The 18,839-nt window shown below is 70.4% G+C and carries 18 protein-coding genes, 1 tRNA gene, 1 pseudogene and 1 CRISPR repeat array; of the genes and pseudogenes, 14 read left to right on the top strand and 6 right to left on the bottom strand.

Translation table 11 applies throughout. The annotated features are described in order from the left end of the window. Positions 1 to 175: 175 nt before the first annotated feature. From IEY17_RS19260 to IEY17_RS19285, 6 genes are all read left to right on the top strand, one after another. Complete coding sequence (locus IEY17_RS19260; RefSeq protein ID WP_188989939.1) at positions 176 to 328, top strand: hypothetical protein; 153 nt, start codon at positions 176 to 178, stop codon at positions 326 to 328. Positions 329 to 383: 55 nt separating this feature from the next. Beyond that, positions 384 to 701 carry a molybdopterin-dependent oxidoreductase gene (locus IEY17_RS26140; protein ID WP_373289903.1) on the top strand — a complete coding sequence of 106 codons (318 nt, stop codon included), beginning with the start codon at positions 384 to 386 and terminating at the stop codon, positions 699 to 701. Between the two features lie 176 nt (positions 702 to 877). Beyond that, entirely contained in the window at positions 878 to 1,168 is a 291-nt protein-coding gene (locus IEY17_RS19270) for a WXG100 family type VII secretion target (RefSeq protein ID WP_229680320.1), read from the top strand. A 66-nt stretch (positions 1,169 to 1,234) separates the two neighbouring features. Next, positions 1,235 to 1,975 carry a WXG100 family type VII secretion target gene (locus IEY17_RS19275; RefSeq protein ID WP_188989758.1) on the top strand — a complete coding sequence of 247 codons (741 nt, stop codon included), beginning with the start codon at positions 1,235 to 1,237 and terminating at the stop codon, positions 1,973 to 1,975. Continuing rightward, entirely contained in the window at positions 1,891 to 2,544 is a 654-nt protein-coding gene (locus tag IEY17_RS19280; RefSeq protein ID WP_188989760.1) for a colicin D domain-containing protein, read from the top strand. Before IEY17_RS19275 ends, IEY17_RS19280 begins: the two co-directional genes overlap by 85 nt. Next, a complete protein-coding gene (locus IEY17_RS19285; protein ID WP_188989762.1) occupies positions 2,510 to 2,836 on the top strand; it encodes a colicin immunity domain-containing protein in 327 nt (108 codons plus the stop codon). The genes IEY17_RS19280 and IEY17_RS19285 overlap by 35 nt, the downstream gene beginning before the upstream one ends. A 287-nt stretch (positions 2,837 to 3,123) precedes the next feature. After that, positions 3,124 to 3,704: a CRISPR direct-repeat array (repeat unit 30 nt; unit sequence CGTGCTCTCCACGCACGTGGAGGTGGTCCG). Positions 3,705 to 3,791: 87 nt separating this feature from the next. On the opposite strand, the gene IEY17_RS19290 is transcribed toward IEY17_RS19285, so the two are convergent. Further along, positions 3,792 to 3,865, bottom strand: a tRNA-Leu gene (locus tag IEY17_RS19290). 382 nt (positions 3,866 to 4,247) lie between these two features. On the opposite strand from IEY17_RS19290, the gene IEY17_RS19295 reads away from it, so the two are divergent. Further along, a complete protein-coding gene (locus IEY17_RS19295) occupies positions 4,248 to 4,859 on the top strand; it encodes an ANTAR domain-containing response regulator (RefSeq protein ID WP_188989764.1) in 612 nt (203 codons plus the stop codon). On the opposite strand, the gene IEY17_RS19300 is transcribed toward IEY17_RS19295, so the two are convergent. Then, positions 4,860 to 5,282, bottom strand: a complete 423-nt coding sequence (locus IEY17_RS19300; protein ID WP_188989766.1) for a PaaI family thioesterase — start codon at positions 5,280 to 5,282, stop codon at positions 4,860 to 4,862. An 89-nt stretch (positions 5,283 to 5,371) separates the two neighbouring features. On the opposite strand from IEY17_RS19300, the gene polA reads away from it, so the two are divergent. The 5 genes and pseudogenes from polA to IEY17_RS19320 all read left to right on the top strand — a co-directional run bounded on the left by polA (position 5,372) and on the right by IEY17_RS19320 (position 11,163). After that, positions 5,372 to 8,065, top strand: a complete 2,694-nt coding sequence (gene polA / locus IEY17_RS19305; RefSeq protein WP_188989768.1) for a DNA polymerase I — start codon at positions 5,372 to 5,374, stop codon at positions 8,063 to 8,065. A 232-nt stretch (positions 8,066 to 8,297) separates the two neighbouring features. Beyond that, complete coding sequence (locus IEY17_RS19310; protein ID WP_188989770.1) at positions 8,298 to 8,717, top strand: VOC family protein; 420 nt, start codon at positions 8,298 to 8,300, stop codon at positions 8,715 to 8,717. A 43-nt stretch (positions 8,718 to 8,760) separates the two neighbouring features. Next, positions 8,761 to 8,907: pseudogene (locus tag IEY17_RS25535) on the top strand (MerR family DNA-binding transcriptional regulator); the annotation flags it as partial. A 40-nt stretch (positions 8,908 to 8,947) separates the two neighbouring features. Beyond that, complete coding sequence (locus IEY17_RS19315; RefSeq protein WP_229680334.1) at positions 8,948 to 9,574, top strand: hypothetical protein; 627 nt, start codon at positions 8,948 to 8,950, stop codon at positions 9,572 to 9,574. Between the two features lie 212 nt (positions 9,575 to 9,786). Further along, on the top strand, positions 9,787 to 11,163 hold the full coding sequence (locus IEY17_RS19320; RefSeq protein WP_188989772.1) for a hypothetical protein: 1,377 nt from the start codon (positions 9,787 to 9,789) through the stop codon (positions 11,161 to 11,163). Between the two features lie 56 nt (positions 11,164 to 11,219). Here the strand turns inward: IEY17_RS19320 and IEY17_RS19325 are convergent, their stop codons facing one another. The 4 genes from IEY17_RS19325 to IEY17_RS19340 all read right to left on the bottom strand — a co-directional run bounded on the left by IEY17_RS19325 (position 11,220) and on the right by IEY17_RS19340 (position 15,788). Beyond that, positions 11,220 to 13,244, bottom strand: a complete 2,025-nt coding sequence (locus IEY17_RS19325; RefSeq protein ID WP_188989774.1) for a YhgE/Pip domain-containing protein — start codon at positions 13,242 to 13,244, stop codon at positions 11,220 to 11,222. Beyond that, positions 13,241 to 13,891, bottom strand: coding sequence for an ATP-binding cassette domain-containing protein (locus IEY17_RS19330; protein WP_188989776.1), 651 nt, complete (start codon positions 13,889 to 13,891; stop codon positions 13,241 to 13,243). The genes IEY17_RS19325 and IEY17_RS19330 overlap by 4 nt, the downstream gene beginning before the upstream one ends. Positions 13,892 to 13,936: 45 nt before the next feature. Beyond that, positions 13,937 to 14,869 (bottom strand): GNAT family N-acetyltransferase, encoded by a 933-nt coding sequence (locus tag IEY17_RS19335; protein ID WP_188989778.1) that lies wholly within the window; start codon positions 14,867 to 14,869, stop codon positions 13,937 to 13,939. A gap of 61 nt (positions 14,870 to 14,930) precedes the next feature. Beyond that, on the bottom strand, positions 14,931 to 15,788 hold the full coding sequence (locus IEY17_RS19340; protein WP_188989780.1) for a class I SAM-dependent methyltransferase: 858 nt from the start codon (positions 15,786 to 15,788) through the stop codon (positions 14,931 to 14,933). Positions 15,789 to 16,058: 270 nt separating this feature from the next. On the opposite strand from IEY17_RS19340, the gene rpsA reads away from it, so the two are divergent. Together rpsA and coaE are read left to right on the top strand one after the other, a co-directional pair. Continuing rightward, positions 16,059 to 17,549, top strand: a complete 1,491-nt coding sequence (rpsA, locus tag IEY17_RS19345) for a 30S ribosomal protein S1 (RefSeq protein WP_188989783.1) — start codon at positions 16,059 to 16,061, stop codon at positions 17,547 to 17,549. 90 nt (positions 17,550 to 17,639) lie between these two features. Further along, positions 17,640 to 18,830 carry a dephospho-CoA kinase gene (gene coaE / locus IEY17_RS19350; protein ID WP_188989785.1) on the top strand — a complete coding sequence of 397 codons (1,191 nt, stop codon included), beginning with the start codon at positions 17,640 to 17,642 and terminating at the stop codon, positions 18,828 to 18,830. The last annotated feature ends 9 nt before the right edge of the window (positions 18,831 to 18,839 follow it).

Consider the following 18,839-nt stretch of genomic DNA (forward strand, 5'->3'; position numbering starts at 1 on the left):
CGTTGGATGCCGTTTCCGGCCAGGTAGTTACGCGTCAGCGCGGCCTGGATATGGCGTGGCAGCGTGGCCGACACCAGCACAACCGGCACCTGCATTCGGCCGTACCAGGCCAGCAGCCGCCCCAGTAGGGCCTGAGCGTACGGATCGTAGGTGTGCCTCGTCGACCAGGAGCACCTTGTTCGCCGGCGCATGCAGCCGCAGCATATTGAATTTCGAAGCCAACGCCGCCGTCAGCGCTTGGTCGATCGTCCCGACCGACATCTCCGCCAGCAAGACGCTGGCCCGGCGACAACCACCGAAACGCTTCCGCATCCGCCGAGTGCGCTGATCTGCGGCGCCGTCTTCACCGGGGTGCCGATGCGCGGCCTGCTCCTCGAGGGGGGTTGCGGCCCGAGGCGCAGCAGCTGTTCACCACCAGCGCTGACGGCTACACCATGGGCACCCCGCTCGACGTACTGCTCGAACCCGACCGAGGAGCGCTGCTGGCGGTCGCGATGAACGACGAGCCGCTGCCGGACGAGCATGGGTTCCCGGTTCGAACGGTCGTATCCGGCCTGTACGGCCAGGTCTCGGCGACATGCAACCGCAGTTGCCAGTTCGCCGCGCTGGTCATTGCTCCCACACAGCCCGTTCGGCATGTCGTGCGGCGTTCCTATTGGCGACGACGACCTCAATACCGCAGCGAACAGGCGCACTATTAGCGGCAACGAACCCACGAACCATGAACATCACGATTTACTGCTGGAGAGTTAGTGCTATTGAGCGATCTCGGATGTGATTTTCGCTGAATCGGTTGTGCGGGATCGTAGCGTGTGTGAGATTCGGCGGTCGGTCACCTCGAAGCTCATCGGGGCGTTGACGAACTGGGGGAGTGCAGGTGGATCAGATCGTGGTGGACTTCCGCGCTCTAAAAGCCGGTGAAGAGGCGCTGCGGAAGGCCGTCGATGAGATTGACCTCCGGCTGAATGACCTGGAAGCCGTGGTGGTGCGGCTGCTGGCGTCCTGGACGGGGGAGGCCGCCGACGCCTATCAGGCGGCGCAAACGGAGTGGGACCGGGAGGTCGCGGAGATGCGGGTGAACGTGCGCGAGATGCATCGGCTGCTGGTCACCGCGCACGGCAACCATGCCTCGGCGGTGCGGACGAACGCCAAGATCTGGGAAGTCTGAGTAGTGACCGCCCCACCACCGCCCTTGGCGCCGGCGCCCGAGCCGGGGCCTGCGACGCCGGTTGATGTGCGCCCGGAGGACTATTACCGGGTCGCGCAGGAGTTCCGGGATGGCCAGAACGCGGTCATGCAGACCTACCGGACGTTGGACAACCGGCTCCGGGAACTCACCGGCGCCGCCGGGCACGATGAACCTGCGCAGAAGTTCGACGCCTCCTACACCCCTGCCGTGCGCGCTATCTTCAGCGGGTTCGTCCGGCTGCACGAGCTGCTGGGCGGGATCGCTCGTGGCCTGGCCGAATCCGCCGAAAACCACCGCCGAGCCGACGCCGAATCCGCAGGCTCCGATCCCGGTGGCGGTTTCCCGCCGTTATGGCCCGACACCTGCCCCGCCGCGGCAGAGCCTCCCGCGGTGCTGGGCGATGGTGATACGAACCTGCTGGCCACGATCAGTGACTGGGTGGTGCCGTACTACCCCAGCGGGGACGTTGCCCGAATGCACGAGCTCGCGGCCGCGTTCGCCGCCACCCGTGACGGGGTGCAGGCAATCGCCGATGATCTGCATGCGCAGTTGCTGTCGCTTGCGGCCAACAACGTCGCCGAAGACCTCGACGCTTTGGAAGAGTTCTGGCAGCGCGTCGCCGTCAAAGACAGCGCGCTGCTCACCAGCCTGCCCGCCGCGTGCGCCGCAGTGGCCAACAGCTGTGGCGACTACGCCTCCCGGTGGAGCACACCCGCGACAAGATCGGCGACATCGTCGAAGAAACCAGCCTTGAACTCGCTGCGGCCACCGGTGTCGGTTTCATAGCCTCCCTGCTGACCACCCCACTGGGCGGCACGGCGATCGGCGGAAGCGCGGGCGCGGTGGTTATCGACAGTGCCACCGCCCGCTTGGCCGCGGTCGCCGCCGACTTCGTCATCGCCATCAGTGGCGCGGTCACCACCGTCGCCGCCGCCGAAGCCGGCGCTGCGCTGACCATGGCCATCAACAACACCCCCGACCCCAACACCACCCAGGCCGAAGCCACCAGCGTCGGGAATTCCACGGGTGGCGGGCAATCACAGCTGCCGGAACTGAAGACCGAGCGCGGCCAGCTGGAGAAGAAGTACAAACACGCCGCGGACTTCGGCGTGACCGAACCCCGCGGAGCGGAGGGCTTCAAAAAGTTCGACGAGGCCCTGCAAGACTTCGTCAAGAGCCCCACCACCGAGTCCAAGGTAGGTACCTACCACGGCGAGCCAGCGATTCTGTACTTCGACCGACAGACCGGTCTGGCGGTCGTGCAGAAGCCCAGCGGCGAGTTCTGGACTGGCTGGCGGCTGAGCGGGGGACAATTGAACAATGTCATCACCCGAGGCAAGCTTGGCGGCGGATAACCCGGAAGGCACCATGCACGCATCACTCCAGCCCTACATCGAGCTCATCCGCTCGTTCATCGAACGTCGCATCACCGCCGACGAGTTTGAGACGCGCTACCTCGCCATGTTCAAGGCCGAAACCGCACACTTCGACGAAGATACTTTCGACACCCTCGACGGACTCTTCGCTGACGTCGACGCCTACGTCGCCGACCCTGCCCTTCACGACAGCCCAGAAGATCTCGACGACGAACAGCTACGCGCCCGCGCCGCCTGCGCGCTTGACAAGCTCACCTTGGTAGATGGCTGACCCGCAGGCGCTCCGCGAGCTGGGGAGCCAGCTCGGAGAACAGGCGGAAGGGAAGGTCGCATGCACAAAGCACGTAATCCATCTGTGCAGCGTGTACGTGCCCCGGGTGCGACTCGAACGGCCAGCACGGTTCCCAGTGCGCCGTACGCTAGCCACTTCCCCTGACCAAACCACCGCCCATCCGATAGCACTCACCCAAATGAACCAACGCCAGCACTCCGGGCCCGCCAACCCCCACCAACGCGCCAAAATGAACAAGCACGCTCTTAAAACCGCAGTTCGCGAAGTGTGCTCTCCACGCACGTGGAGGTGGTCCGTCGTTCCACGCCTCGACGTACTCGTCGAACTCGTGCTCTCCACGCACGTGGAGGTGGTCCGTAGCGGTTGATCTGCTTCCACGGGGTGGGGACGTGCTCTCCACGCACGTGGAGGTGGTCCGGTGCTGCGCGAAGAGAAATGGGTCCGCGTGGTGTGCTCTCCACGCACGTGGAGGTGGTCCGCCCGGCCACGAGGGGCGCCTCGCCTGCCTGGCGTGCTCTCCACGCACGTGGAGGTGGTCCGTCCGGGCCGACACGGCTGTAGTAGTGGTTCGACGTGCTCTCCACGCACGTGGAGGTGGTCCGCTCCTGTTTCTGCTCGTCGGTGTATTCGGTCCGTGCTCTCCACGCACGTGGAGGTGGTCCGGACGTCACCATGTTCACCGTTACCGCCCACAGCGTGCTCTCCACGCACGTGGAGGTGGTCCGGCGATGCCGAGCTTGCGGGCGATGCGGTCGACGTGCTCTCCACGCACGTGGAGGTGGTCCGTGCGGGATCGTCTCGGCGGCCTCCGGGTTGTCGTGCTCTCCACGCACGTGGAGGTGATTGATTGCGGCGGCCGCCAGGCAGCGAGACTACTCGACAGCCGAGGCTGGTCCAGCGTGTGAACGGGCTGGCTGGCTGTGCATCTTGTACGTGCCCCGGGTGCGACTCGAACGCACACTGGACGGATTTTGAGTCCGCTGCCTCTGCCGATTGGGCTACCGGGGCTGGTTGGAAGAAAGCATACGCCAGGCTTGATCATCCTCGCGCACCGGGTGCTCGGCATACGCGTGTCCTCGGGGACGGACTGGAAGGAACTAGAGGGGCCGAAGTTCCGGTTGATGCGTGGGGCTTCCGGACGGGAACCACGCTGCTGGTGATCCGGGTGGTGATCGTCACCCTCGGCGTCGGAGCCCCGTCGCAGCGGGGCCCGCTCCGCCGGCATCCTCGAGATCCACCTGCTGTTCCAGCGGCGGCGCGGGGCCCGGGTCTGAATCGATGTCGCCATGGTCACGTCGCAGGTTTACGTCGCCGTCAAAGAACACCCGGTAAGCTGCGGTTTCCGGTGCGAAACCGCATCGGCGGACCCGAGTTCTACTGGAGGATCCCGGTGACGACGCCGGCTGCCGAGGACCCACGCGAGGCCAAGCCCGTCGAACGTCGCGTACTCGTGGCCGAGGACGAGGCGTTGATCAGACTCGACCTCGTCGAGATGCTCCGCGAGGAGGGGTACCAGGTCGTCGGCGAGGCCGGGGACGGGCAGGAAGCCGTCCGGCTCGCCGAGGAGCTGCGCCCCGACCTGGTGATCCTGGACATCAAGATGCCGAAGATGGACGGCATCGAGGCCGCCTCCAACATCGCCGGTGAGCGGATCGCCCCGGTGGTCATCCTCACCGCGTTCAGCCAGCGTGACCTGGTCGAGCGGGCGCGGGACGCGGGCGCGATGGCCTACCTGGTCAAGCCGTTCGCCAAGCGCGACCTGGTGCCGGCCATCGAGCTGGCCGTGTCGCGGTTCACCGAGGTGCAGGCGCTGGAGGCCGAGGTCGCCGACCTCACCGAGCGGCTGGAGGCGCGCAAGGTCATCGAGCGTGCCAAGGGCCTGCTGATGACCAAGCACAACCTCTCCGAACCGGAGGCGTTCCGCTGGCTGCAGCGCACCGCGATGGACCGGCGGACCACGATGAAGGCCGTCGCCCAGGCGGTGCTGGAGAACCTCTCCTGATCAGCGCCGGGGCGGCTGCTTGCGCAACGCGCAGGTCAGCCGCGCCGAGCAGGTCCGCCGCCCCTGCTCGTCGGTGATCGTGATGTCGTAGGTCGCCGTCGTCATGCCCCGGTGCAGGGCCGTGGCGACGGCGGTCACCACCCCCTCGGTGACCGCGCGGTGGTGGGTGCAGGACAGCTCCAGACCCACCGCGATGCGGCCGGCGCCGGCGTGCAGGGCGGCGGCCACCGACCCCACCGTCTCGGCCAGCACCGCGTTCGCCCCGCCGTGTAGCAACCCGTACGGCTGGCGGTTGCCCTGGACCGGCATCGTCGCGACCACCCGATCGGGTCCCGATTCGATGATCTCAATGCCCATCCGCTCGGTGAGCTGCTCGTCAGCGGCTCGCAGCACCGGGTTCAACCGGTCGTTCTCGCTGGTCATCGTCTCACCATTGTTGAGCGGACTTACCACTGTTCCCTCCTGTCGCCTCCGGTCACCGCCTGTCAGCACGTCAGCCTAGACTCGCCGCCGTGACGCATTCCGAGGACCGACGCCTGCTGCTCATCGACGGCCACTCGATGGCCTACCGCGCCTTCTATGCCCTGCCGAAGGAGAACTTCCAGACCGGCACCGGGCAGTACACCAACGCGGTCTACGGCTTCACCTCGATGCTGATCAACCTGCTCCGCGACGAGCAGCCCACGCACCTCGCGGTGGCCTTCGACGTTTCGCGCAAGACCTTCCGCAGCGAGACCTTCACCGACTACAAGGCCAACCGCGGCGCCACGCCCGAGGAGTTTCGCGGCCAGGTCAGCCTGATCCAGGACGTGCTGGGCGCGCTGCACATCCCGGTGCTGAGCAAGGAGGGCTACGAGGCCGACGACGTCATCGCCACCCTCACCACCCAGGCGACGGCCGGTGGCTACCGGGTCTCCATCTGCACCGGCGACCGGGACGCGCTGCAACTGGTCACCGACGACGTCACCGTGCTCTATCCCACCAGGGGCGTCTCGGAGCTCACCAGGTTCACCCCGGAGAAGGTGCGGGAGAAGTACGGACTGTCGCCCGAGCAGTACCCCGACTTCGCCGCGCTGCGCGGCGACCCGTCGGACAACCTGCCCAAGATCCCCGGCGTGGGGGAGAAGACCGTCACCAAGTGGATCCAGCAGTTCGGTTCGCTGGCCGAGCTGGTCGACCGCGTCGACGAGGTCAGGGGCAAGGCCGGTGAGGCGCTGCGGGCCAACCTGTCGTCGGTGCTGCTCAACCGTCAGTTGACCGAGCTGGTGCGGGACGTGCCGCTGGAGTCGACGCCGGACGAGCTCGCCGTGCGCCCCTGGGACCGTGACGCGGTGCACCGGTTGTTCGACGAGCTGGAGTTCCGGGTGCTGCGGGACCGGCTGTTCGCCACCCTGTCCAGCGCCGAACCCGAGGTCGAGGAGGGCTTCGAGATTTCCGGCGGCGTCGTGCAGCCCGGGCAGCTGGGCGCGTGGCTGGACAAGCACGCCCGCAACGGCAACCGGGTCGGCCTGTCGTTCACCGGGCAGTGGGCGCGTGGGCGCGGCGACCTGGCCGGTGTGGCGCTGGCCACCGCCGATGGGGCGGGCGCCTATGTGGATGCCGCGTCGCTGACCCCTGAGGACGAGGCGGCGCTGGCCGCGTGGCTGGCCGACCCGGCCGCGACGAAGGCCGCGCACGACGTCAAGGGCCCGCTGCACGCCATCCGCGACCGCGGGTGGACGCTGGCGGGTCTGACCAGCGACACCGCCCTGGCGGCCTACCTGGTGCGGCCCGGCCAGCGGTCGTTCGAGCTGCCCGACCTGGTGGTCCGCTACCTGCAGCGGGAACTGCGCGTCGAGCGGGGCGAGGACGACGGCCAGCTGTCGTTGCTGGAGGACGAGGCCGAGACCCAGCAGAAGGCCGCGGCCGCGGAGCTGGTGAAGGCCCGGGCGGTGGCCGAGCTCGCCGAAGCCCTGGATGCCGAGCTGGACCGCATCGACAGCCGCGGGCTGCTCACCGACCTGGAGCTGCCGCTGCTGGTGGTGCTCAGCGAGCTGGAGGCGGCCGGCATCGCCGTGGACGCCGCGCAGCTGGCCGAGCTGGGCGCGCACTTCGCGGCCCGGGTCAAGCAGGCCGCGCAGGAGGCGTACGGGGTCATCGGCAAGGAGATCAACCTCGGTTCGCCGAAGCAGCTGCAGGTGGTGCTGTTCGACGAGCTGAACATGCCGAAGACCAAGCGCACCAAGACCGGCTACACCACCGACGCCGAGGCGCTGCAGACGCTGTACGAGAAGACCGGGCATCCGTTCCTGCAGCACCTGCTGGAGCATCGCGACGCCACCCGGTTGAAGACCACTGTGGACGGTTTGGTGAAGTCCATTTCGGACGACGGCCGGATCCACACCACGCTGAACCAGACCATCGCGGCCACCGGTCGGTTGTCGTCGACCGAGCCGAACCTGCAGAACATCCCGATCCGCACCGAGGAGGGCCGCCGCATTCGCGAGGTCTTCGTCGTCGGCGACGGCTACGCGGAGCTGATGACCGCCGACTACAGCCAGATCGAGATGCGCATCATGGCGCACCTGTCCGGCGACGAGGGGCTCATCGAGGCGTTCCGTACCGGCGAGGACCTGCACAACTACGTGGCGTCGCGGGCGTTCGGGGTGCCGATCGAGGAGGTCGGCCCGGAGCTGCGCCGCCGGGTCAAGGCGATGTCCTACGGGCTGGCCTACGGCCTGTCCGCGTACGGGCTGGCGCAGCAGCTGCGGATCTCCGCCGAGGAGGCCAAGGCGCAGATGGACGCCTACTTCGCCCGGTTCGGCCGGGTGCGGGACTACCTGCGGGAGGTGGTGGAGCAGGCCCGTAAGGACGGCTACACCTCGACGATCCTCGGTCGGCGCCGTTACCTGCCCGACCTGGCCAGCGACAACCGGCAGCGGCGTGAGATGGCCGAGCGGATGGCGCTCAACGCGCCGATCCAGGGCAGCGCGGCCGACATCATCAAGGTCGCGATGCTCGGCGTGCACCGTGCGTTGCGGGACAATGACCTGCGGTCGCGGATGCTGCTGCAGGTGCACGACGAGCTGATCATCGAGGTCGCCGACGGGGAGCGCGACGAGGTGGAGAAGCTGGTGCGGGAGCAGATGGGGGCGGCCTACGAGCTCGACGTCCCGCTGGAGGTGTCGGTGGGGGTCGGCCGCTCCTGGGGCGCCGCCGCCCACTGAACCGGGCGCGGCCACGTGAGGTTGCGGGTCCGTTACGAAGACCGCACCGCGCGCGTTCGGCCGGGTTGCGGTGCGTTGCATGGTGGACATCACCGTCGGCGGGGCCGCCCGAACCCGCCGCGGCTCGATGCGGATAGCCTGCCCTACGCGTTCGGTGGCGACGGCTGCTGGGCGCAAAAGAGGCGCGGCTTCCCCCGAACAACCGCGTGGCGCGCCAACCCCGAGGAGGATCATGATCAGCGTCGACAGAGTGGACCACCTGGTCCTCACCGTCGCCGATGTCGATCGGGCACTGGAGTTCTACACGCAGATCCTCGGCATGACGCCGGTGACGTTCCCCGACGACCGGCGGGCGGTGAGCTTCGGCCGGCAGACCATCAAGCTGCACGCCGCCAGCGAACTCGTGGAACCGACCGCGATGCACCCGGTGCCCGGTTCGGCGAACCTCTGCTTCATCACCGGCAACGCGCTCAGCGAGGTGCAGGAGCACCTGCGCGCCAACGACGTGCGCATCGAGGAGGGCCCGGTCAGCCGGACCGGCGCGGAGGGCCCGATCACGTCGCTGTACCTGCGCGACCCCGACGGCAATCTGATCGAGATCGCCCGCTACGACGACGCGCCGGAGGCCGAGCCCGCGCTGGAGGCGCAGTAGCGTTGGTGGACCTTGCCCCGAGGGCAGGGTCCACACTGGCCGCATGTTCAGCATCGGGGAGTTCGCGCAGCTGACCGGCCTGAGCCCGAAGGCGCTGCGGTTGTATGACAGGCAGGGCCTGCTGACCCCGGCTGCGGTGGATCCGTGGTCGAACTACCGCCGCTACTCGGCGGGTCAGCTGGAGCAGGCGATCCGGCTCAGGGCGCTGCGAGCCGCCGACGTCGGCCTGGATGAGGCCGGGCGGGCCGTGCGGAGGCGCGCGGAGGCGGCGGTGGTGCTCGCCCGAGCACCGGGCGCGGCTGGCCGAGCAGCGGCGGCGGCAGGACGCCGCGCTGGCCGCGGCGAGCGCGCTGCTGGAGTGCGAGCGCAGCTGGGAGGCTCGCGAGTGCGAGGTGGCGGCGCAGCCGTGGGCGGGTGTGGTGTTGCCGGTGTCGGGTGCCGAGGAGGACGACGAGCGGGCCAACGCCGCCTTCGCCGCCCTGTGGCAGGCGCTGGTGGCCGCGGACAACAAGCCGACCGGCCCGTTCTGGTCGTCGGTGCGCGCCGGGTCCACTGAGGACGATGTGGAGCTGGTGTGCTGCTGGCCGGTCGCTCGTGCGGTGCCGCCGGATTGGGCCGTCGCGGAGTGGACGGTGGTCGGCGGTGTGCTGCCCGCCGGGACGGAGCTGGTGGTGAGCTGGCGGCACGACGAGCCGCTGCCGCTGGTCGATTCCGCCGTTCCACCACCGGTCGTGGCGCTGCTGTGCGAGGCCGAACGGCGCGGGGTGGACCTGGACCTGGCGTCGCTGCGCCAGATCGGCTGGGTGGAGGACGGCGAGGTGGTCGGCATGCACGTCGCCGTCCCGTTGACCGGGTGACGAGCGATGCGCGCAGGACGCGGGCCCGGTCCCGCTGGCCGCCCACGCGGCGCGGTGTGGGTGAAACTCCCGTGGTTCCTCGCTCCCGGACCTACCGGCCTCCGCACGCTCCGATCGCTCGATCGTGTTGCGGGTGCGAGAGCTAGCGTGTGTTCCCTTGAGAAACGGTTCACGCCCGTGTGCAGGGAGCAGGGGGCGCGGTGGGAGTGGGATTGTCCGCTGCGGAGTTGACGCGGGAGCACGCACATCAGGACGAGGCCGGCCATGCGTTGATGGAGCTGGGTGACGAACGGCAGTGGCTGGTGTGGTTGACCGAGGAGCTGGTCCACACCGGTCACGGCCGGGAGCAGGTGGCCGCCGCCCTGATCGCGCGGCTGGGGGCTGACGGCGCGCGGGCTGCCGACGCCGAGCAGGCGCACGACATGGCGGGGCGCGCTCTACAGGACTTCGAGACGCTGCTCTGCGACCGCATCGTCGACCGGATCGGTGATGCGGCCGCCGAGCAGCTCGAAACACTGGTCGGGAACCAGCGGGAGTTGCTCGGCGCGCTGCAGGCCGACGTGAGTCGCATCCGCCTGGGCGAGCTCGTCCGGCAGATCGACGGTCTGGCCTCACTGCACGCGTTGGGGCTGCCCGTCGAGCTGCTGACCAACCTGGACGACACGGCGGACCGGGAGTGCCTGAGCGATCTCGTCAGGGAGATCGACAAGCTGGCGCAGATCAGGTCGTTGTGCCTGCCCACCGACGCCTTCGACGACGTCCCGGCGACGCTGGTGCAGGCATGGTTCTCCCAGGCGGTGTGCTCCGGGCCGGACGAGCTGGTGCACCATCCGCGGGCGTTGCGGCTGACCTTGTTGAGCGCGTTGTGCCACGGGCGTCGGATGGAGATCACCGATCTGCTCGGCAGCATCCTGGTCGGTCTGCTGCACCGGATCCGGACTCGGGCGGAGCACCGGCTCGAGCAGGACAACCCCGCGCATCCGTCCTCGAGGCAGCGGGCGGACGCGGTGCTGCACAAGCTCGTGCGAGCTGCTCTCGCCCACCCCGACGACACCGTGCGGGCGGCGTTGTACCCGGTCGTCAGCGAACGGGAGCTGCGGAAGCTGCTGGCCGGCGACGACTACGGGACCGTTCAGGCCCGGCGCCTGCGCGCGGCCCTGCGCGGGGCTTACTCCGCCCACCACGAGCAGGTCGTCAAGCTCGTGCTGGGCAGCCTGGAGTTCCGCTGTGCGGACGCGGGCTGCTGGGCGGTGCTGGCCGCGCTCGGCGAGTTGGCCGGCGACTACACCGCGTGCTGGGGCAGCGGCCGGTTCTACGACTCGGCCCAGGATCTCCCGTTGGACGAGGTGGTGCCGCCGGAGTGGCGGGCGGCCGTCGTGGGCCAGGAGGGGCGCGTCGACCGCGCCGTTTTCGAGCTGTGCGTGTTGCTGGCGGTCAGGGATCTGCTGTGCCTGCGGCGGATCTTCCTCGCCGGCGGGGGCCGGTGGGGAGAACCCGGGAGTCTTCCGATGCCGGTGGGTGCGCTGCCGGGCGACGCGGCCCGGGTGAGCCGTTCGCGGACGGTCTGCGCCGGCGAGATCCTCGCCTGACCGCCTGGAGCGCGGCGGTGCCGTGGGGGTCGACGGCCCCACGGCACTGCCGGCCGTCAGAGGGACAGTTCCGGCTTGAGGCGGCTCGGGGTCCAGACGCGCTGGCGCCAGGCCGCGATCGTGCTCAGCAGGAGCGCCGCCGCCAGGTAGCAGCCCAGCACCGCCACCGAGTTGGCCACCGCCGCCGAGGCGGGGCCGCCGTAGAGCAGGTGGCGCAGGCCGGTGACGACGTAGCTCAGCGGCAGCACCTGGTGTAGCGGGTGCAGCGGCTCCGGGATCGTCTGCCACGGGAACGTGCCGCCCGCGGTCACCAGTTGCAGCACCAGGATGACCAGGGCGATGAACTTGCCCTTCGGCCCGAACGCCGCGTTCAGCGCGTGCACCACCGCGGTGAACGCGAACGAGGTCAGGATCAGGAAACCGAGGGTTGACCAGGGGTTCGCCGGGTGCACGCCCACGCCGAACACCACGACCACAAACAACAGCACCGCCTGCGCGACGCCCACGAGGGCCGCGGGCAGCCAGCCGCCGAGGGCGATGCGCCACGGCGCGACACCGGCCGCCAGCGCGCGGGTGGACAGCGGGCGCACCAGCAGGAACAGCACGAAGCCGCCGATCCACAGCGCCAGGCCCATGAAGAACGGTGCCAGCCCGGCACCGTAGGTGTCGGCCCTGACCTGCGCCTGGGTGTCGATGGCCACCGGGTCGCCGATGGTGTCGGCGGTGGCGTTGCGGGTCTGCGGGTCGGGGTGCGGGATGTCGTCGGCGCCCCTGCCCAGCTCGGTCGCGAGCGTGGTGGAGCCGTCGACGAGTCGCCCGGAGCCGTCGACGAGCTGCCGGGTGCCCCCGGCGAGCCGGTCGGCGCCGTCGGCGAGCTGCCGGGTGCCGGTGAGCGCCTGCTGCTGGCCGGCGCGCAGCTGGTTCGCGCCGTCGTCGACCTGGGCCGAACCGTCGGCGAGCTGGCCGAGGGCGCCGGTCATGGTGGGCATCGCGTCGGCGAGCCTGCGGCTGCCCTCGGCGACCTGGCGGGAGCCGTCGGCCAGCGCGCGGAGCTGCCCGACCTGCGTCTGCACCGTGCCGTTGGCCTCGGTGATCGGGCTGGTGAGCTGGTCGAGGCCGGCGATGACGCGCTGCACCGTCGCCTCGTCGACCCCGGCCTGGCGCAGCTGGTCGGCGACGCGGTTTCGGGCCTGGTCGAGGTTGTCGACGATGTTCTGCGAGACGCCGCCGAGCACGTCGGCCTTGGCGGCGAGCTGCTCGTTGCCGGCGGCGACCTGCTCGGCACCGTCGGCGAGCCGCGCGGTCTGCTCCGGCAGCTGGGCCGTCGAGCTGCGCAGCCGGGCGAGACCGCTGCGCAGCTGGCCGGTGCCGTCGGCGAGCTGGTCGGCGCCGTCGGCGAGCCGGGTCTGGCCGTCGAGCAGCTGGTGTGCCCCGGTGGCGAGCTGCGCGGTACCCTGCTGTGCCTGGCCGAGCCCGTCGTGCAGCTGCCCGGCGCCGTCGGCCAGCTGGCCCGCGCCGTCCGCGGCCTGGACGGTTTTGTCGTGCACGGTGCTGAAGCCGAGCAGGAACCGGTTCGCCGCGTCGCTGCCCACGCTGGCCGCGACGCTCTTGCGGACCTCGGAGGCCACCTTGTCGGCGATCGTGCCGACCAGGTAGTTGTTGGCGTCGTTGGTGATCAGCCGCAGCGTGGCCTGCCGCGGTTCGAAGTCGGCGGGGGACAGCAGCGCCGCGGAGAAGTCACCGGGGATCACCAGCGCGAAGGTGTACTCGCCGCTGGCCACGCCTTCCCGGGCCTGCCGCTCGTCGGTGCGGTGCCAGGCGAACGTGCCGGAGTCGATCAGCTCCTGGTAGACGTCCTGCCCCGCGTCCAGGCGGCTGCCGTCCTCCCGCTGGGCGCCGGTGTCGGCGACGACCACGGCCGCGGGCACCGAGCCGAGCCGGCCGTAGGGGTCCCAGTTGGCGTAGAGGTACATCGCGCCGTACAGCAGCGGCACCAGGGTGACCGCGAGCAGCGCCAGCTTGGGCAGCCTGCCCGAGGTGAGGCGGCGCAGCTCGGTGGCGGCGATCCGGAACGTTGTCATCGTAGACCTTCAGCGGTGTCCGAAGTGGATGGTTCGGGGTTGTCCGCGCCGATGCGGGCAGGAAAGACGCCGAGCCTGTCGGCGGAGTGCGGGGAGCACAACGCGACCACGGCCAGTCCGCGCGCCGCCTGCCGGGCGGCCAGCTCGTACCAGCCGGCGGGGTCGCCGCCGTGGCGGTCCGGGCAGTCCAGGACCAGCGCGCGTACCGCGCGGGACTCGACGGCGAGGTCCACCAGGAGCCTGGTGCGCGCGAGCCCGGCGAGGTTCTCGAAGCGCTCGGTGGCGGGCAGTTCGCGGGCCTGCAGCCAGGCGCGCACCGCGCGGCGGCCGGACCGTCGCCCGGCCAGGCTGAGCCCTTCGGCGACGACGTCGCGCACCGGCAGTGCGCCCTCGGGTTCGGTGATCTGCGGGGCGTCGACGACGGCGACGGCGCGCCGCAGCGCGCTCGGGTCCGCGGTGCCGTCCAGTCGCACCTCGCCCCTGGTGGGGCGCAGCCTGCCGGACAGCGCCAGGGCGAGCGCGGTGCGCCCGGAGTTCGGGTCCCCGGCCACCAGCAGCAGCCGACCGGACCTCGCGCGCAGCGAGGTGGGTGCCAGCAGCTGGCCGTGGGCTCCGGCCACCTCGACGCCGGTGGCGACGATCTCCACGCCGACTCCTTGACTCTCTCGACCGGTGCGCCGGCCGGGCGGGTGTCAGCGCAGCGCGGTGGCCGGTCGTACCTCCCACGTGGTCCACAGTGGCCGGTAGCCCTGGCGGGGCCAGAACACCGAGGACAGTGGGTTCGGTGGGTTGTAGTGCAGGAAACTGCCGAGGACCCCGGCGCGGGCGAACTCGTCGTGCACCCAGGTCATCAGCTGGCGGCCGACGCCGGTGCCGCGGACCTGCTCGTGCACCGACAGGCAGTTGACGTAGGCCCACATGCCCGGGTGCAGGCGGTGGCTGCCGGGTGACCCGCCGGTGTCGACCCAGCCGCACTCCGCGACCGCGACCGGTGTGCCGTCCCGCTCCGCCAGCCACACCGGATCGCTGGAGTGCAGGCGCATGTGCGCAGCGGTCCGTTTGAGCCGCGGGGCGTCGGGGCGGTACACCGACGCACCGACCAGGGCGGCGTACTCGAGCTCGGTGAGGGTGAGCTCGACGACGGCGTCCAGGTCGGCCGGTCCGGCGCGACGCACCTTTACGGTACCAGACAGTTTCGTTAGTCGGGTCTCGGTGGTGGGCCGACGCACAGCAAGACAGGACAGCGGAACGAACCCGTGGTCCAGCAGGGCCCTGGTCGCGGGCACGTCGCGGCTGGGCCAGGTGACCACGCACGAGGAGTCCCGCTCCGGCGCGCCGCGCTCGGCCAGCCACGTCCGCCACGCGTGCAGCAACGCGTCCATGCCCTCCCGGGGGTGCGCGCCGACCAGCGGGAACAACTCCAGGACGACTTCGGTCTGCCACAGGGTCGGCATCGACCCCGGCGGGTTCACGGTGCGTGCGACGATCCCCGCCACCGGAGACCCGTCCCGGGTGTGCGCCATGATCGGCTCGCCCTCCGGCACCGGGTAGGTGGCCGGCAGCTGCGGATCCACAGTCGCGAACCGCGCGCACTGCGTCCGCACCAGGTCCTGGGCAGTTGCCACCGCTGCTCCTCGACGTTCGGCTCCACCCAGCACTATGCAGCCCGCGCCGCTGTCGCGGCGGTCAATCCAGCGCGCAGACGAAGATCGCCGTGCCCGGGAACAGGCGCCCGCGCAGCGGACTCCACTGTCCCCAGTTGCGCGTGTGCCCTGCGGGCCACTCCGGTTCCACCAGGTCCACCAACCGCATTCCCGCGCCGCTGAGTGCCCGCACGTAGTCGCCCAGCGTGCGGTGGTGCTCGACGTAGGTCGCGCGGCCCAGGTCGTCGACCTCCACGTACGGCGTGCGGTCGAAATAGGAGTGGGTCGCCGTCAGCCCGGTCGGCCCCGGATCGTCAGGAAAGATCCACCGCATCGGGTGGGTCACGGCGAAGACCCACCGGCCGCCCCGGCGCACCACCCGGGCCACCTCCCGAAACACCGCGCCGACGTCGGCCACGAACGGCACCCCGCCGAATGCCGAGCAGGCCAGGTCGAAGGAGTCGGCGGCGAACGGCAGGCCGTCGGCGCTGGCCTGCACCAGCGGCACGCCAATCCCGCAGCGCTCGTTGCCCGCCGCGGCGTGGCGCAGCATCCCGGCCGAGATGTCCAGCGCCACCGGCCGCGCGCCCTGCCGGGCCAGCCAGCGCGAGCACGCCGCCGCGCCGCAACCCACCTCCAGCACACGCCTGCCGCGCACGTCGCCGAGCAGCCGGGCATCCGCCTCGCGCAACCGCTCCGGGCACCACACGAAGTCGTCGTCGCCGAGGAATGCGCCGTGCTCGGACTGGTAGGCGTCGGCGTCGGCGTCCCACCACCGGCGACTGGCCGAACGCGACTCGGCCGGACCCGCGGTGCGTTTGGTCACACCCGCGGTGCCCAACAGGCGCTCCGCGGAGCTACCCTGGACCTCGGCGCTTTCGGGGCCGTCGGCTGGTGTCAAGGAATCTCCTTCGTCCCTGGTGGGTACTGCCTCGGACGTGGAGCATTGTCGTCGTCCGGGGTCGACCGGTGGTCGGGGAGTACCGCGGTTTGCCCGGCGATCGAGAAAGCGCGTACGATACCGCCCGCGCCGTGGGTCTTTCGTCGTCCGCCTGTCCTGGCCGGGTAACCCGGGAACGGATGTGATGGTGGTAGCAGCGGAACCGACCCGGGGCGTGGCAACAACTGTAGATCCAACGACCAAACTATCCGTACCGGAGCAACCCACCTGATGTCCACCGACACCACCACCGTCCCGACTGCAGCCGCCACCAAGCCGCAGGTCGCAGTGAACGACGTCGGGACGGAGGAGGACTTCCTCGCCGCCGTCGACCAGACCATCAAGTACTTCAACGATGGGGACATCGTTGAGGGCACCATCGTCAAGGTCGATCGCGACGAGGTGCTGCTTGACATCGGCTACAAGACCGAGGGCGTCATCCCCTCCCGCGAACTGTCGATCAAGCATGACGTCGATCCCGCCGAGGTCGTCAACGTCGGCGACTTCGTCGAGGCGCTTGTTCTCCAGAAGGAGGACAAGGAAGGCCGGCTGATCCTCTCCAAGAAGCGCGCCCAGTACGAGCGCGCCTGGGGCACCATCGAGGAGCTCAAGGAGAAGGACGAGCCCGTGCGCGGCACCGTCATCGAGGTGGTCAAGGGCGGCCTCATCCTCGACATCGGCCTGCGCGGCTTCCTGCCCGCATCGCTGGTCGAGATGCGCCGCGTCCGCGACCTGCAGCCCTACGTGGGCCGCGAGCTCGAGGCCAAGATCATCGAGTTGGACAAGAACCGCAACAACGTGGTCCTGTCCCGCCGCGCCTGGCTGGAGCAGACCCAGTCCGAGGTCCGCAGCGAGTTCCTCAACCAGCTGCAGAAGGGCCAGGTCCGCAAGGGCGTCGTGTCCTCCATCGTCAACTTCGGTGCGTTCGTCGACCTCGGTGGCGTTGACGGTCTGGTGCACGTCTCGGAGCTGTCCTGGAAGCACATCGACCACCCGAGCGAGGTCGTCGAGGTCGGCCAGGAGGTCACCGTCGAGGTCCTCGACGTGGACATGGACCGCGAGCGCGTCTCGCTGTCGCTGAAGGCCACCCAGGAAGACCCGTGGCGGCAGTTCGCCCGCACCCACGCGATCGGTCAGATCGTGCCGGGCAAGGTCACCAAGCTGGTGCCGTTCGGTGCGTTCGTCCGCGTCGACGAGGGCATCGAGGGCCTGGTGCACATCTCCGAGCTGGCCGAGCGCCACGTGGAGATCCCGGAGCAGGTCGTCCAGGTCGGCGACGAGGTGATGATCAAGGTCATCGACATCGACCTGGAGCGCCGCCGGATCTCGCTGTCGCTGAAGCAGGCCAACGAGGGCTTCAGCCCGGACTCGGAGTTCGACCCCACCCAGTACGGCATGGCCGCCGAGTACGACGCCGAGGGGAACTACATCTACCCCGAGGGCTTCGACCCGGAGACCCAGGAGTGGCAGGAGGGCTACGAGAAGCAGCGCGAGGAGTGGGAGCGGCAGTACGCCGAGGCGCACGCCCGCTACGAGAAGCACATCGCGCAGGTCACCAAGGCCCGCCAGGCCGACGCCGAGGCCGCCGCGGCGGCTGCCGCCGGCGGCGACGAGCAGACCGGTGGGAACTACTCCTCGGCCTCCGACGAGCAGGACAGCGGCTCGCTGGCCAGCGACGCGCAGCTGGCCGCGCTGCGGGAGAAGCTCTCCGGCGGTGCGTGAGTCCGACGGCTGACGTCTGACCACCTGCGGCCCCGCGCCTTCGCACGGCGCGGGGCCGCTGTCGTGCGCGCGGGTGGCAAGATGGGCGGCGTGTTGCGGGTGGGACTCAGCGGCGGCATCGGATCCGGCAAGTCGACGGTGGCACGGCGGTTGCGGGAACTCGGCGCGATGGTGATCGACGCCGACGTGCTCGCCCGGGAGGTCGTGCAGCCGGGCAGCCCGGCCCTGGCCGAGCTGGTGGAGCGGTTCGGGGCGGACGTGCTGGACGCCGACGGCGCACTCAACCGGCCCGCACTGGCCGAGAAGGTCTTCGGCGACGACCAGGCCCGCGCGGACCTCAACGCGATCACCCACCCCCGCATCCAGAAGCTGACCGCCGAGCGGATGGCGCAGGCGCCGGCGGACGCCGTCGTGGTGCACGACGTGCCGCTGCTGGTCGAGGTCGGCTACGCCCCCCACTACCACCTGGTGGTGATCGTCGACGCGCCGGTGGCCGACCGGGTGCGGCGGCTGGTCGACCGCGGGCTGACCGAGCCGGATGCCCGGGCCCGGATCGCCGCGCAGGCCACCCACGAGCAGCGGCGGGCGGTCGCCGACGTGTGGCTGGACAACACCGGCTCGGTCGCGGACCTGCACGCCGCGGTCGACGCGCTGTGGCGGGACCGGCTGGTGCCGTATGAGGAGAACGTGCGGCTGCGGAGGCATCCGCCGAAGCCGGCGCCGCAGCTGGTCGAGCCGGACCCGGAGTGGCCGCGGCAGGCGCAGCGGCTGATCGCCCGGATCGAACGGGCGGCGGGTGACCGGGCGGTGCGGGTCGACCACGTCGGCTCGACGTCGGTGCCTGGCCTTCCGGCGAAGGACATCATCGACCTGCAGCTGACCGTGCGGTCGCTGGCGGACGCCGACGCGCTGGCCGAGCCACTGGGCGAGGCGGGCTTCCCGGTGGTGCCGCACCTCCGCCGCGACACTCCGCACACCTTCGCGCCGGACCTGGTGCTGTGGGAGAAGCGGGTGCACGCCTCCGCCGACCCGGGCCGCCACGCGAACCTGCACGTGCGTGTGGACGGCTCGCCCGGGCAGCGTGTCGCCCTGCTGTTCCCGGCGTGGCTGCGCGCGGACGCGGCGGCCCGCGAGGAGTACCTGGCGCTCAAGCGGACGCTCGCGGCGGAGCACGCGGCGAACCCCGACCGCGATGCCTACGCCGAGGCGAAGGAACCCTGGTTCGCCGCAGCGCTCCCCCGGGCCTGGCGCTGGGCGGAGCGAACGGGCTGGACTCCCTAGAGACCGTGC

Source organism: Saccharopolyspora thermophila, from assembly GCF_014646075.1.
Taxonomy (GTDB): domain Bacteria; phylum Actinomycetota; class Actinomycetes; order Mycobacteriales; family Pseudonocardiaceae; genus Saccharopolyspora; species Saccharopolyspora thermophila.